This window comes from Acidaminococcales bacterium, from assembly GCA_031290885.1.
Taxonomy (GTDB): Bacteria; Bacillota; Negativicutes; order Acidaminococcales; family JAISLQ01; genus JAISLQ01.
In genome coordinates, this window is record JAISLQ010000046.1 from 1 (window position 1) to 13321 (window position 13321).

Consider the following 13321-nt stretch of genomic DNA (forward strand, 5'->3'; position numbering starts at 1 on the left):
GCGGTAAAAGGCGGCGTTACCTGCGAAGTGTTCGGGTTGCGCGGATTCATTCCGGCCTCGCATCTCGGGCTGGAACGGGTAGACGATCTTTCTGTTTTCGTGGGGCAAAGAATCCCGGCGCAAGTAATAGAACTTAATCTGGACGGTCCGCGCAAAAAAATAATTTTGTCGCGGCGCGAATTGCTAAAGCAAGACAGGACGGCGAAAGAGGCGGAGTTTTACGCCCGGATCAAAGCCGGCGAAAAATACACCGGCATCGTGTCGCGGCTTACCGATTTTGGCGCTTTTATCGATTTGGGGGGAGTGGACGGGCTTTTGCACGTTTCCGAAATGTCCTGGCAAAAAGTCAAACATCCGGCGGACGTTCTCTCCGTAAACGAAGAAATTGAGGTCATGGTAAAAAAAGTCGATGCCGAAAACAAGAAAATATCTTTAAGCCGGCGCGAATTGCTGGAAGACCCCTGGCTTTCAAATGTGAGCGGCTTTAAAGAAGGGCAGATTGTCAGCGGCAGAGTTACCCAGATGACCAAATTCGGCGCGTTTGTGCTTTTGGGCGAAGCGGTGGAAGGGCTTGTCCATGTTTCGGAAATTGCCGAAGAACATATCGAAAGCCCCGAATCCGTCCTGAAGGCCGGCGAGGAAGTAAAAGCTAAAATACTCAAAATCGACAAAAAAAACAAAAAGGTTTCCCTGAGCATAGCGAAAGCGAAAAAAGAAGAAGGCCGGCTGGAAATGAAAGAATTTATCGGCGACAATTCCGAATTCAAAACGTCCATCGGCAGCAAGTTCAACCTCAACAAGATTTTTGACTGACCGCCCGGGGAGGCTTGCATGTTAAGACAGTCCCGCAAACTGGAACACATAGAATATTTTTTGCGGACGGCCGGCGAGCGGGCGGATAACGGGTTCGCCGACATAAATGTCCTGCATGACTGTTTGTCGGGGCATGCGCTCTCGGATGTTTGCCTGAAAACAAATTTGCTGGACATCCGGCTTGAACATCCGATCATCATCGATGCCCTGACCGGCGGCGACGAACGGGTGATAGAGATCAACCGCGCCCTTTCCCTGGCGGCTAAGGCATCCGGCTGCGCTCTGGCGGTCGGCTCGCAGTACGCGGCCATCAAAAACCCGGCGGCGCGCGCGAGCTACGAGATAGTGCGCAAAGAAAACCCGGACGGCGTCATCTTTGCCAACATCGGCGCTTACGCTTCCCCCGCCGAAGCAAAGGAAGCGGTTGACATGCTGTCGGCCCAGGCGCTGGAAATACATCTTAACGTAGCGCAGGAACTTTTCATGGCGGAAGGCGACCGCGCTTTCTGCGGCTACTTAAGCAACATAGAAAAAATAGCCGCCCTTTTGCCGGTTCCCGTCATCGTCAAGGAAACTGGCTGCGGAATGTCCATGGAAGCGGCTGCCCGGCTGCTCGGCGCCGGCGTCAAAATCCTCAATGTCGCCGGGGCGGGCGGCAGCAACTTTATCGCGATCGAAACGGCGCGCGCCGATAAAACATTGGACGGCGCCTTGCGCGGGTGGGGGATCAATACCGCCGTGAGTACGCTTGAAGTGGCGCACATAACCGATGGGCGCGCCGATATAATCGTTTCCGGGGGAATAAGGACGGCTTTGGACATTATAAAAGCGCTGGCCTGCGGCGGCCGCGCCGTGGGCATTGCCGGAATGTTCCTGAAAATACTGGCCGAGCAGGGCGTAGATGGACTGTGCGCCAAAATAGAAAATCTCCTGGACGAATGTAGAAAGTTGCTTTTGCTTACAGGCTGCGCCTCTGTTGACGCGCTGCGGAAAAAACCGCTGGTTGTTACGGGCTTTGCCCGGCAATGGATTGACGCCAGGGGCATTGACCCGCTCAAAGGGCGCTGAATTTGGAAAGTATTTCGATTGGGATGTGTAAGATTAACTATGGCAGCGGCATTAAGATAGTAGGACAACGGGTGGGCAACTTTTCAAGGAGGATCTGGGGACAAAACTGCCAACGATATTTACAGGGCAGCTTTAGTGTAAGCAGATAAAACTATCGTGGGCAATTAAACTTGCATTTTCGATGCCATGTCATCTTTCATAAAGTGTATTGACATTGCCGAAATTTAGCATTACAATTAAACATAGCTATAGCTAAATAAACTCAGAGGTTGATCTGCGTGATTAATGCCGTGAGCTTACAGCGAAACATTGGCCTTTTGTACAATGCGCAAAGACCGCCGAGCGATATTTCGGCCAAGGTTGGGGGGACGTTTGCGTGCAAGCGCGACAGCTTCGTAAAATCGGCAGGATTTTCCTTGTTGCCGGAAAATTATACAGGCAAAAAAATTAATAATATTGAGCCTACGAAAGTTGATGTAACGGAAAATCCTGCAAATACAAGTGAATTGCAGCAGGCTAACGCGCCAGAAAGGCTTTCAAATGTGAGCCATCTGTTGGATGCTTACGCTAACGAGGGAGTTGCGGCGAGTATTTCAAATGGCCCGGTCGGAGTGTCGGAAGAACCATTAAACCTTACACAAGAACAAATAGATTTTTACTTTAGTATCATGAGGGATTTTCCCGTTGGCGATAGTGAATATGATGTTTACCTTCCCCTGATACACGCATCGGATGATGTTAAAAAAGCTTGGATAGAAACGATAGATGAATTGGCCGCCCAAGAAATAAAACCTAACTATTATAAGGTTGCTAACGCTAAGGACGCAGTAGCGGCCGGATATGGCTTTTTTACCAACCTTAGCACGGAGCAGCTTATCAACTTTGATAAAGCTGGTATAAACAAGCAGTTTGGCGATTTTAAATCCATGATCGAAAGCGCGATAGATTATTTAAATGATCTGTATCGTCAATATTTGGCTGACCCAGCTTCGTTTGGGGATTTTACGATAGGCTATAAGGCAGAAGCCGATTATTACCAAGTCGTGCTGGACATGTTTGAGAAAAACCATGACAAATACAAAAAATAGAAATAAACAAGCAGACATAAGGGCAAATAGTATGAATGAAGAAAATTTTTGCAGTAATTTGTTTGTGTCTGAGTTTGTTTTTAGGAAATTTCTTGCTTGTCGATGCCCCAGGCGCGGAAGCTGCTACTACTATTTTTATTACCCAAGTGTCCCCTGAATGGATTTCTACTACTACCACTTCTGCCGATTATATACCTGTTCAAGGCAATTCTCTCCCAACTGGTAGATATTTAGCTGGCGACGTATTGCGGTTTCAGGTAAAATTTACTGACTTGACCCCCAACCCGACATTTACGCTTTTTGGCAGCAACGTGCCGAGTTCACAGGTGACTGAAATCTCCAGTAGTGTTTCGGGAAATGTAACGACAAAGACTTATCAAATATCTGGCATGGTTAATCGGGCTAATTTGACTCAGAATCCCGCCGTAGATAACAGTTTTGGACTTGGCGTTTGGCAATGGTCAGGTGCTACTAAAATAGCACATACAATTACTATTAGATATAGACGCTATATTGACTGGCCGTAATAAGTATTTGTCCGTAAAAGGAAAGAAGGCCCAAAACAAGTCTTCTTTCCTTTAATTTTTTGTATTGAAATAAGATATCATTGTAGTTCGTCCTGATAAGGAAAAATTGTTTTGAATTCTTTGTGGGCTTCTTGTGTCTGGTACGCAAGACACATTAAAGAGAATTGGAATTGTTATTGATCAATTTGACAAACGTTTGCCAAGTATAAAAGTCGAATTTAAAGTTTTGGAAGTGAATAAAAGCAAAGAAAGAAGATTTGGCATTTCTTGGCAGGATGGTGAAGGCACTTATTCATATAATAAACAAATCGGCGATATAAAGATTATGAGCCAAAGCGGCATATCAAAAATATTTACCGCCGGAATAGTGGCTACCGCCCAGGAAACTCAAGGTTGGGGCAAAATACTCGCAAGACCTTACCTAATTACAACCAACGCTACCGAGGCACATCTTTCCACCGGCGATGAAATACCTATATTTTCCAAAGATTATAATGGTAATCCTACAGTAGAATACAAAAAAGTTGGAATAGAGCTGTATGCTACCCCGATACTGCTCGAAGGCGATTTGCTTAATGTCAAGGCAAAAACCATTGTAAACATAATAAGTGGACAGGAGACGCAGCAAGGACTTACTGTGCCTAAAATAAGTTCGCGCGAAGCTGAAACCATTATGCAGATAAAAAGCGGGGAGACAATAGTCATAGGAGGATTAATCAAGCAGGAAGAAATAAAGAGCGTTGTGCGGGTGCCGGTTTTTGGTAAAAAACCGATAGTCGGCAGTTTATTCAAAAGTTCACATAAAAGCAAAGCCGAATCGGAAATTTTGATATTTATAACGCCAACGCTTATATATCCCAATTCCGACGTGGAAAATGCCACGGATGAAAACACAAGCATGGTTGCCAGCACAAAATAATCATGCTCTATAAAAAATAGTCCCCCAAAGCGGCTTTAATTTAAACGGCAGTTCATTTTTTTATTGTTAGCCGTACCAACCTTGCCATAAAGTTTACAATTTTTATGTTTTGAAAAAATCCACTTGCTGGACTTTTTCAAAATATAAATTTTTTCGTTGTATCTTTCTTGGAAAACTCCCCGCGCTGGCGGGAGTTTGCGGCAACATTTCGCGTCTTGGCGGTACGCGTCAAACATGGTGCATTTATGCTGAAAAACAAAACGATCGCGGCCGTAAAGCCCGGCAGTTTGGCCGCTTGCGCCGGCGTTTTGCCGGGCGACGTCCTTTTGTCGGTAAACGGCTGTGAATTCAAAGACCTCATCGACCTTGGCTATTTGCTGGCCGATGAAGAACTTGAGTTAAAAATACTCTCCGCCGACGGGCGGGAACGGTTCGTTACAATAGAAAAAACGATTGACGAAAACATCGGCCTGGAATTTCATGCCGCCGTTTTTGACGGAATAAAAACCTGCCGCAACAACTGCGTTTTTTGCTTTGTCGCGCAAATGCCGCCGAACATGCGCGGCAGTTTGTATATAAAAGACGACGACTACAGGCTTTCTTTTTTGTCCGGCAATTTTATCACCTTGACCAATTTGACAGAAGAAGATAAAAACCGCATAATTAATTTAAAGCTGTCGCCGCTTTATCTTTCGGTACACGCGACCGATGCGGCTGTCCGCCGGACGCTGTTTGGCAGCCCGGCCGCCGCCGGCGCGCTTGGCCTCATAGAAGAGCTGGCGGGGGCCGGCATAAAGTTTCACGCGCAGGTCGTGCTGTGCCCCGGTTTAAACGATGGGGAAATATTCGCCGCGACCTACCGCGACCTTTTGCGTTTGCATGGCGGCATCCTGTCGGTGGCGGCGGTGCCGGTCGGCCTGACTAAGTTCCGCCCTCCGTCCGCCGCCAAGCTGCGCCCCTTTACCGGCAGGGAGGCGCAGGGGACAATAGAGCGGATAGTTCGCTGGCAAAAAGAATGTCGGCAAAATATCGGCCGAAACTTTATATATCCGTCCGACGAATTTTTTGTCCTGGCAGGGCAGCCCTTCCCGCCGGCCGAATGTTACGACGGTTTCGCGCAATATGAAAACGGCGTGGGCATAGGCCGCGTGTTTCTCGACGAATGGCGCGCGGTGAAGATAAATGCCGGCGCTGCGCCGGAGGAGGCCTGCGTCGTCTGCGGCAAATCGGCGCGGGCGGCCTTGGCGGAAGTTATGGCGGAAATAGAAACCGCGTTTATGGTCAGGCATCGGCTGCTGGCCGTCGAAAATGATTTTTTCGGTGATACGGTTACTGTAACAGGGCTGCTTACGGGGCAGGACATCCTGCGGAGCATAAACAAACTTGTCGTAAAGCCTGGGCGCGTTGTCTTGCCGGGCGTTGCCCTGAAAAGCGAAACCGAAAAAGTCTTTCTTGACGATATGGCCTTGAACGAAATGGAACGCGCGCTTTCGGGCATCCGGGTGGAAGTCGCTTGGAACGCGTCCGAACTGAAAAATCTGCTTTGCGGATAAGAGGTGGCAATGTTGGGAAAAAAACAGGGCATGCTGCAAATCTATACCGGCAACGGCAAAGGGAAAACCACCGCCAGCCTTGGGCTGGCCTTGCGGGCCGCCGGGCATGGGTTCAAGACATTGATGATCCAATTTTTAAAAGGCGACCCGGAATACGGCGAAGTCAAAGCGGCCGGGTTTTTGCCGGGATTTGAAATAAAACAAGCAGGGCGCGATTGTTTCGTCAATTTCGCGGCGCCTGACCCTGTCGATGTAAAAATGGCGGCCGAGGGCTGGGAAATGGCAAAAGCAGCCATACTTTCGCAAAAATACGACATGATTATTTTGGATGAAATAAATATAGCTATGGGAACAAAATTGCTGCCGGCCGCAGAAGTCGCCGGTTTCTTGCGCGAAGTTTTTCCGCAGCCGGCGGAAATAATTCTGACAGGCAGGATGGCGCCGGCGGAAGTAGTCGAGTTAGCCGACCTTGTGACGGAAATGCAAGAAACACGCCATTATTTTGGCAAAGGCGTTCATTCGCGCAACGGGATTGATCATTGAGAGTGAGGATGCATGATGCCACGACCGATCGTAGCAATAGTAGGCAGGCCGAATGTCGGCAAATCTACGCTGTTTAACCTGATCGCGAACAAAAAAATCTCCATTGTCGAAGACAATCCGGGCGTTACCCGCGACCGCCTGTACGCGCCCGCCCAATGGCTGGACAAAGACTTCATGCTGGTCGATACCGGCGGGATAGAAAGCGACAGCAAAGATGAAATGTTCGCGCATATAAGGGCGCAGGCCGAAATTGCCATCAAAGAAGCGGACGTTATCGTTTTTCTGGTTGATGCCCGCGACGGCCTTTTGCAGCAGGACGAGGCAGTGTGCGCTATCTTGCGCAGCGCGAAAAAATCCGTGATACTGGCCGTGAACAAAACCGATTCACCCAAACAGGAAGCCTTGGTCTATGATTTTTACAGCCTGGGGCTGGGCGATCCGATACCGATATCTTCCGCCAACAAATTGAACATCGGCGACCTCCTGGACGCGATCGTCGCTAAATTTCCCGCAGAAGAAAGCGGCGAGGACGAGCGGGACGAAGATGTCATTCGCGTTGCGATCATCGGCCGGCCTAACGTGGGCAAGTCGTCCATTTTCAACGCGCTCGTCGGCAGCGAACGCTCCATCGTCAGCGATGTGGCCGGGACTACCCGCGATGCCATAGACACGACGGTGCAGCGCAACGGCATGAAGTTTTTGTTTATTGATACGGCGGGGATGCGGAAAAAAAGCAAAGTGGACGAACCTGTGGAAAAATACAGCGTTATAAGGTCGCTGCGCTCGGTTGACCGCGCCGATGTTACGCTGATGGTGCTGGACGCGGCGGAGGGCGTTACGGAACAGGACAAAAAAATTGCCGGCTACGCCCACGATGAGGGGAAAGGCGTAGTGATCGTGGTGAACAAATGGGACTTGACGGTGAAAGACACCTCGACCCACCTTCGCTACACGGAAAATTTGCGCAAAGAAATTATTTTTCTGCAATATGCCCCCATTGTGTACGTTTCCGCCAAAAACAACCAGCGGATCGGCCGCCTGCCGGAACTTATCCATTACGTCGCCGAGCAGCACTCCATGCGTGTCGCCACCGGCGTGTTGAACCAAGTGATCGGGGATGCCGTTTCCACCAATCCGCCGCCTTCCGAGCGCGGCGTGAAACTTAAAATACTTTACGCGACGCAGGTCAAAACCAAGCCGCCGACCTTTGTTTTTTTTGTCAACGATCCCGCTATCATGCACTTTTCCTACCAGCGTTTTTTGGAAAACAAGCTGCGCGACGCTTTTGGCTTTGAAGGGACGCCTATCCATATAATAATCCGCGGACGAGACGAAAATAAATAGGGCCTGTTAACGCTGCCCCGCGAAATGTTCGGATTTGGAGCGAATTTTTCGCCAGGCGCGGCACAAAACGCGGGCTAACCCCTATCGGCTTTAGGGCAAAGCATGGCGGATAATTTGCCAAAAGATGGGCGTTGAACGGCAGTGTCAACAGTATCTGATACTTTTCCCGCTTAAAACATGGCTGAGTTTTGCGGGCTGGTTTGCCGCCGTGCGCGGCGCAAAAAGGCAAACGGGCAAAACGTCCGGCGAGAGTTTTGCGCAAAGCGGCACGGCAAAATTCGCAAAGGCGCCGCGTTTTTGGCCGGGGGACGCATAAGGGGATTTTTATGCAATATTTGGCAGCGGCCTTACTTGGCTATCTTTTGGGGTCTATACCGAGCGGCCTTTTGGTCGGCCGTTATTTGCGCGGCATTGACATAAGGAAATACGGCAGCAAAAATCTTGGCGCCACCAACATGTTTCGCGTACTTGGCCCTAAACCGGCGCTGGCCGTGCTGCTGGCGGACATGGGCAAAGGCGCGCTGGCCGCGCTGTCGGCTCTTTATTTTGCGAGCGACGAGACGGCCTCCGTAATCGGCGGCGTAATGGCGATAATCGGGCACAGCTACCCGCTCTTTTCCGATTTTAAAGGCGGCAAGGGCGTGGCTACCGGGCTTGGCGTCATCTTGGCTTTGATGCCTGAACTTACTTTGATGGTGTTCGCCGTCTGGGCGGCGATCGTTTTTTTCACAAGATATGTTTCTTTGGCTTCGGTGGGCGCGGCGGCGCTGGTGCCGGCTTTTGCCTGGTATCTGGAATACCCTTGGCGGCTTTTTGTTTTCAGCTTGCTTGCCGCGCTTTTTGTCATTGCCAGGCACAAAGAGAATATGAAAAGGCTTCTGCGGGGACAGGAAACGAAGATAACTCCCGGCAGCTTGGAAAAATTTAAAAGCGCGAAAGGCAAGCGATGATAAAAACAGTCGCGGTATTGGGCGCGGGCAGTTGGGGCACGGCCCTGGCAAAACTTTTGGCGGAAAAACCTGCTCTCGCGGTTAAACTCTGGGCGCGCAGCGCCGAACTGGCAAAGGACATAAACGCTGGGAAGCAAAACCCCCGTTACCTGCAAGGCGTTGTTTTGCCCGGCAACCTTGAGGCGACTGCGGATCTTTGCGCCGTCCTGCCGGCAGACCTGATAATCTGCGCCCTGCCCTCGCAAGCGTTGCGCCCTATGGCGCGGCGGCTTTCCCAGGAAATGTCGCCGGGGCAAATGATCGTCTCCTGCGCCAAAGGACTGGAAGACGGCACTTTTTGCCGCATGTCGCAAATCATCGGTTCCGAGTGCCCGCTGGCAGCCGTGGCCGCCTTGTCCGGCCCCAACCACGCCAATGAAGTGGCCGCCCGGCAGCCGACCGCTACGGTCGTAGCCTGTGCGGACGAAAACATTGCGAAGCAAATTCAAGCGGCGGTATCGATGCCTTATTTTCGCGCTTATACCAATAAAGACATAACGGGCGTCGAACTGGGCGGCGCTTTAAAAAACATCATAGCGATCGCGCTCGGGCTTTTAAACGGCCTCGGCTACCAAGACAATATAAAAGCCGCCGCCATGACGCGGGGGCTTGCGGAAATATCGCGCCTGGGCGTTGCGCTGGGGGCGAACCCCGCCACCTTTCTCGGCCTGGCCGGGATGGGCGATCTCATTTCGACCTGCACCAGCAAACACAGCCGCAACCGCTGGGCGGGCGAGCAGCTTGCCAAGGGGCGCAAAGTAGAGGACATTTTGGCCGGGACCAATATGGTAGTGGAAGGGATAAAGGCGATAAGCTCCGCCTATGCCCTGTCCGCCGAATTGTCTGTGGAAATGCCGATTACAAAAGAACTGTACCACGTTATCTATGAAGGCAAAGACATTTCTGCGGCCGTAGCGGACTTGATGAACCGCGGCAGCAAATCGGAAGGATGAGCGCGCCGGCGGATGCCGCAAACGACAACGGCAGGGAAAACCGGCGCTGTTTTTCGTGAAACAAATAGCCAGGAGCATTTGTTTTTTTCTTGCGTTAATATAAACATAAATGCTATAATGTCTTTCGGGGGAAGAAAAAGATACTTTTGCCATGAACGGGGAGGCGGCGCGGGTGCAGGGGCAGGAAAAATTCTATTTAGTGAAGGAAACGATACTTCCCGAGGCGATCAAGAAAACCATCAAAATTAAGGAACTGTTGCTGGCCGGCGGCGCGAAAACGATCAACGAAGCGGCGGACAAGATAAAGCTAAGCCGGAGCGCCTATTACAAATATAAAGATTGCGTGCTTCCGTTTTTTGACGCCAGCCGGGAGAAGATCGTCAGCCTTTCCATCCTGCTTGAACACAAGCCGGGAGCCCTGTCCGGCGTTTTAAACGCCGTGGCGGCCGATTTGGGCAGCGTCATAACGATAAACCAAAGCATTCCCTCGCACGGCGTGGCGAACATCAACCTTACTATGGAAACGGCCAATTTAAAATTGGAGCTGGAAGCCCTGCTGGACAAAATCAGGACGCTCGATGGCGTAAAAAAGCTGGAAGTGCTCGGATACATATAAATATAAGGATGCCGATTGATTTCTTGGGGGAAACGGAGTGAAAAAATGTATAAAAAGCGCATAGACACAACAATCAACGTGGGACTACTGGGAGCGGGCACCATAGGGCGCGGGGTGATCGGCCTTTTGCGGGAAAACGCGCTGGCGATAGCGCAAAAAGCCGGGACGCGCATCAAATTGAAAACCGTTCTGGAAAAAGATCCGGCGCTGGCTGAAGAACTGGCGGAAGAAGGCTACATTGTAACGCAGGAAATAAACGACATCGTCAACGACCCGGAAATATCAATAGTCGTTGAGCTGATTGGCCGCGTTGAGCCGGCTAGGTCGTTTATGGCCAAAGCGATTGAAAACGGCAAGCACGTGGTTACCGCCAACAAAGACGTCATTGCGTCCCACGGCCGCGAACTTTTGGAGCTGGCGGAGAAAAAACGCGTCGATATGATGTTTGAGGCATCGGTCGGCGGCGGCATACCTATCATCCGGCCGCTCAAGCAATGCTTGGCCGCTAATGGCATCCATTCGGTAATGGGCATAGTCAACGGCACGACCAACTACATGCTGGGCAAAATGATCGATGAAAACCTTGATTATGACGCCGCCCTTAAAGAAAGCCAGGAAAAAGGTTACGCGGAAAAGGATCCGGCCGCCGACGTGGGCGGGCTGGATGCCGCGCGCAAAATTGCCATACTCGCCTCGATCGCCTTTAACACGAAAGTCGCTTTGGATGACGTATTCGTTGAAGGGATACAATCGGTGGATCTGCGGGACATAAAATACGCCGCCGAACTCGGCTATGCGGTCAAACTTCTGGCGATCGCCAAATATCTGCCCGAACATGGGATAGATGTGCGGGTGCATCCGGCCTTTTTGCCGAAAGAACATCCCCTGGCCAATGTGAAGGGCGTGTTCAACGCCATTTTCGTAACGGGCGATTACGTGGGGGACGTAATGTTCTACGGCCAAGGGGCGGGGCGCAGGGCGACCGCCAGCGCCGTCTGCGGCGATATAATAGACATCGCCCGTGACATAGCAAGTGGCAGCGCCGGCCGGATACTTTGCACATGTTTTGACGAAAAGCCCGTATGCTCGCAAGACATCGTGGCAACCCCCTTTTATACCCGTATGCTCGTAACCGACAAGCCGGGCGTGCTGGCGGCCATAGCGGCGGCCTTCGGCCATAACGACGTAAGCTTGCGCACGGTCCTGCAAAAATCCACTATCGGCGCCTGCGCCGAACTTGTCGTAATAACTCACAAAGTGTGCTACAAAAATCTTTCCCTCGCTCTGCAATCCCTGAAAGCATTGCCGTCTGTCGATAAAATATGCGCGGCCATCCGGGTGGAGGACAATGAATTCGCGTGACAAGAGGAATGGGGATGCCTGATACAGTAACGGTAAAAGTTCCGGCTACAAGTGCCAATTGCGGCCCAGGTTTTGACTCTATCGGCCTGGCGTGCGCCATTTACAATACCCTTACCCTTTCCTGCGGCGGCCTTCCCGGAATCAGGCTTGCCGTTACCGGGCAGGGGGAGGAATTTCTAAAACCGAGCGAAAAAAATTTCGCGGTCATGGCCATCAGGCGCGTATTGCGGGAAGCGGACTGGAACCGGCCCGGGCTTGACATAAAAATGCACAACGGCATACCCATGTCGCGGGGCTTGGGCAGCAGCGCCGCAGCTATCGTCGGCGGCATGGCGGCCGCTAACGCCCTTGCGGGGGGGAAGCTTTCGCGCGAGAGGATATTTGAGCTTGCGACGGAAATGGAAGGGCATCCGGACAACGTGGCGCCAGCCATATACGGCGGCTTTACCATAAGTTTTATGGAAAACGGCAAACCGCGTTGTATGCGGCTGGATCCGCCTGACGGCATACGGATGGTCGCGGCGGTGCCTGATTTTCCCCTGCCGACCAAACTGGCCAGGGACGCCCTGCCGGAGAAAGCCGCCTATCGGGACGCGGTCTTTAACATTGGCCGGGCCGCGCTTTTGGCCGCTTCCATCGCCAAAGGCGATGTCTCCTTCTTGCGCTTTGCTTTAAAAGACAAGCTCCATCAGCCCTATCGCGGCAAATTTATCCCCGGCATGGAAAATGTCTTTGCGGCGGCCGAAAAAGCCGGCGCGTTGGGCAGTTTCATCAGCGGCTCGGGTTCGGCTCTGATGTCCTTTGTGCCCAAAGAAGCTGACGCCGAAATGATTGGGGAAAAAATGTGCGCCGAATTTGCCCGGTTCGGCAAAACGGCTGTCTGGCACATACTCGGCTTTGACTTAGGGGGCGCTTATGTTGTTTGAATTTCTTGACAGCGGGGCGGAAAAAAGTTAAAATAAACCTTGTTAATCGGGGCGTGGCTCAGTTTGGTAGAGCGCTACCTTGGGGTGGTAGAGGCCGTGGGTTCAAATCCCGCCGCTCCGACCAGAAAAAATGCGGCTTCCGACTTTGGCCGGAAGCCTTTTTTATTTGTATTTGTGTTTGCAAGCGGCGCGAAGCCCCGCCCGAAAGAGGCGGCCGCAGACGGCCAAATCCCTGCCGCCGCCCAAGGAAACGAACCAGCCGAACTTTCTTATTTTGCCGCTATATGTTTACGCTATCATAATATATAAATTGCGCCGTATTGTCAAATAAAAACACCTCGCCCGTTCACCGTGCGGGAGAAAGAAAAACCCCCTGCCCGCGCAGTTCCCGCTATCGGCCAGGCGGAGGGAGGCGCAAATCTTTGCCGTGCCGTTGCCAAAGAAAAAGGACTGACAGGCCCGCAAGCTTTTCGCGGACGGCTTCGCCCCCAGCGCGTTTATTGCCCATCGAACCGCCATTTTGTTTGCCGCCGCCACCATTAACAAGGCTCGCGCAACAGTTTGCGTGGCCGACCCAAGGGACTTTTTGCCAAACTATGCCGCCGGCCGAAATTGCCAAT

13 protein-coding genes and 1 tRNA gene are annotated in these 13321 nt (G+C 51.6%); all 14 read left to right on the forward strand.

Annotated features, from left to right (window positions below; genetic code table 11):
- On the forward strand, nucleotides 1-813 hold an 813-nt coding region (locus LBO03_05395), incomplete at its 5' end, for a S1 RNA-binding domain-containing protein (GenBank protein MDR3349023.1).
- 18 nt (nucleotides 814-831) lie between these two features.
- Complete coding sequence (gene fni / locus LBO03_05400; protein MDR3349024.1) at nucleotides 832-1881, forward strand: type 2 isopentenyl-diphosphate Delta-isomerase; 1050 nt, start codon at nucleotides 832-834, stop codon at nucleotides 1879-1881.
- 278 nt (nucleotides 1882-2159) lie between these two features.
- A complete protein-coding gene (locus LBO03_05405; protein ID MDR3349025.1) occupies nucleotides 2160-2969 on the forward strand; it encodes a hypothetical protein in 810 nt (269 codons plus the stop codon).
- Nucleotides 2970-3004: 35 nt separating this feature from the next.
- Entirely contained in the window at nucleotides 3005-3496 is a 492-nt protein-coding gene (locus LBO03_05410) for a hypothetical protein (protein ID MDR3349026.1), read from the forward strand.
- A gap of 133 nt (nucleotides 3497-3629) precedes the next feature.
- Nucleotides 3630-4415, forward strand: a complete 786-nt coding sequence (locus tag LBO03_05415) for a hypothetical protein (protein MDR3349027.1) — start codon at nucleotides 3630-3632, stop codon at nucleotides 4413-4415.
- Between the two features lie 245 nt (nucleotides 4416-4660).
- Nucleotides 4661-5968 carry a DUF512 domain-containing protein gene (locus LBO03_05420; protein MDR3349028.1) on the forward strand — a complete coding sequence of 436 codons (1308 nt, stop codon included), beginning with the start codon at nucleotides 4661-4663 and terminating at the stop codon, nucleotides 5966-5968.
- A gap of 9 nt (nucleotides 5969-5977) precedes the next feature.
- Nucleotides 5978-6511: a cob(I)yrinic acid a,c-diamide adenosyltransferase gene (locus LBO03_05425; GenBank protein MDR3349029.1), complete on the forward strand. Its 534-nt coding sequence runs from the start codon at nucleotides 5978-5980 to the stop codon at nucleotides 6509-6511.
- Nucleotides 6512-6526: 15 nt separating this feature from the next.
- The gene (der, locus tag LBO03_05430; protein ID MDR3349030.1) at nucleotides 6527-7855 is read left to right on the forward strand and encodes a ribosome biogenesis GTPase Der; all 1329 of its coding nucleotides are present in this window, start codon (nucleotides 6527-6529) and stop codon (nucleotides 7853-7855) included.
- A 326-nt stretch (nucleotides 7856-8181) separates the two neighbouring features.
- On the forward strand, nucleotides 8182-8805 hold the full coding sequence (gene plsY, locus LBO03_05435) for a glycerol-3-phosphate 1-O-acyltransferase PlsY (GenBank protein MDR3349031.1): 624 nt from the start codon (nucleotides 8182-8184) through the stop codon (nucleotides 8803-8805).
- A complete protein-coding gene (locus LBO03_05440; protein ID MDR3349032.1) occupies nucleotides 8802-9797 on the forward strand; it encodes an NAD(P)-dependent glycerol-3-phosphate dehydrogenase in 996 nt (331 codons plus the stop codon). The genes plsY and LBO03_05440 overlap by 4 nt, the downstream gene beginning before the upstream one ends.
- A gap of 151 nt (nucleotides 9798-9948) precedes the next feature.
- Complete coding sequence (locus tag LBO03_05445; protein MDR3349033.1) at nucleotides 9949-10413, forward strand: ACT domain-containing protein; 465 nt, start codon at nucleotides 9949-9951, stop codon at nucleotides 10411-10413.
- 45 nt (nucleotides 10414-10458) lie between these two features.
- Nucleotides 10459-11775: a homoserine dehydrogenase gene (locus LBO03_05450; GenBank protein ID MDR3349034.1), complete on the forward strand. Its 1317-nt coding sequence runs from the start codon at nucleotides 10459-10461 to the stop codon at nucleotides 11773-11775.
- Nucleotides 11776-11789: 14 nt separating this feature from the next.
- Nucleotides 11790-12701 (forward strand): homoserine kinase, encoded by a 912-nt coding sequence (gene thrB / locus LBO03_05455; protein ID MDR3349035.1) that lies wholly within the window; start codon nucleotides 11790-11792, stop codon nucleotides 12699-12701.
- A gap of 47 nt (nucleotides 12702-12748) precedes the next feature.
- Nucleotides 12749-12825: transfer RNA gene (locus LBO03_05460), tRNA-Pro, on the forward strand.
- Nucleotides 12826-13321: the final 496 nt, after the last annotated feature.

Excerpts from the sequence above, each read along its gene's own strand:
- fni (MDR3349024.1), top strand. The coding sequence starts at position 832 with ATGTTAAGACAGTCCCGCAAACTGGAACACATAGAATATTTTTTGCGG.
- LBO03_05410 (MDR3349026.1), top strand. The coding sequence starts at position 3,005 with ATGAAGAAAATTTTTGCAGTAATTTGTTTGTGTCTGAGTTTGTTTTTA.
- LBO03_05420 (MDR3349028.1), top strand. The coding sequence starts at position 4,661 with ATGCTGAAAAACAAAACGATCGCGGCCGTAAAGCCCGGCAGTTTGGCC.
- LBO03_05425 (MDR3349029.1), top strand. The coding sequence starts at position 5,978 with ATGTTGGGAAAAAAACAGGGCATGCTGCAAATCTATACCGGCAACGGC.
- der (MDR3349030.1), top strand. The coding sequence starts at position 6,527 with ATGCCACGACCGATCGTAGCAATAGTAGGCAGGCCGAATGTCGGCAAA.
- plsY (MDR3349031.1), top strand. The coding sequence starts at position 8,182 with ATGCAATATTTGGCAGCGGCCTTACTTGGCTATCTTTTGGGGTCTATA.
- LBO03_05440 (MDR3349032.1), top strand. The coding sequence starts at position 8,802 with ATGATAAAAACAGTCGCGGTATTGGGCGCGGGCAGTTGGGGCACGGCC.
- LBO03_05445 (MDR3349033.1), top strand. The coding sequence starts at position 9,949 with ATGAACGGGGAGGCGGCGCGGGTGCAGGGGCAGGAAAAATTCTATTTA.
- LBO03_05450 (MDR3349034.1), top strand. The coding sequence starts at position 10,459 with ATGTATAAAAAGCGCATAGACACAACAATCAACGTGGGACTACTGGGA.
- thrB (MDR3349035.1), top strand. The coding sequence starts at position 11,790 with ATGCCTGATACAGTAACGGTAAAAGTTCCGGCTACAAGTGCCAATTGC.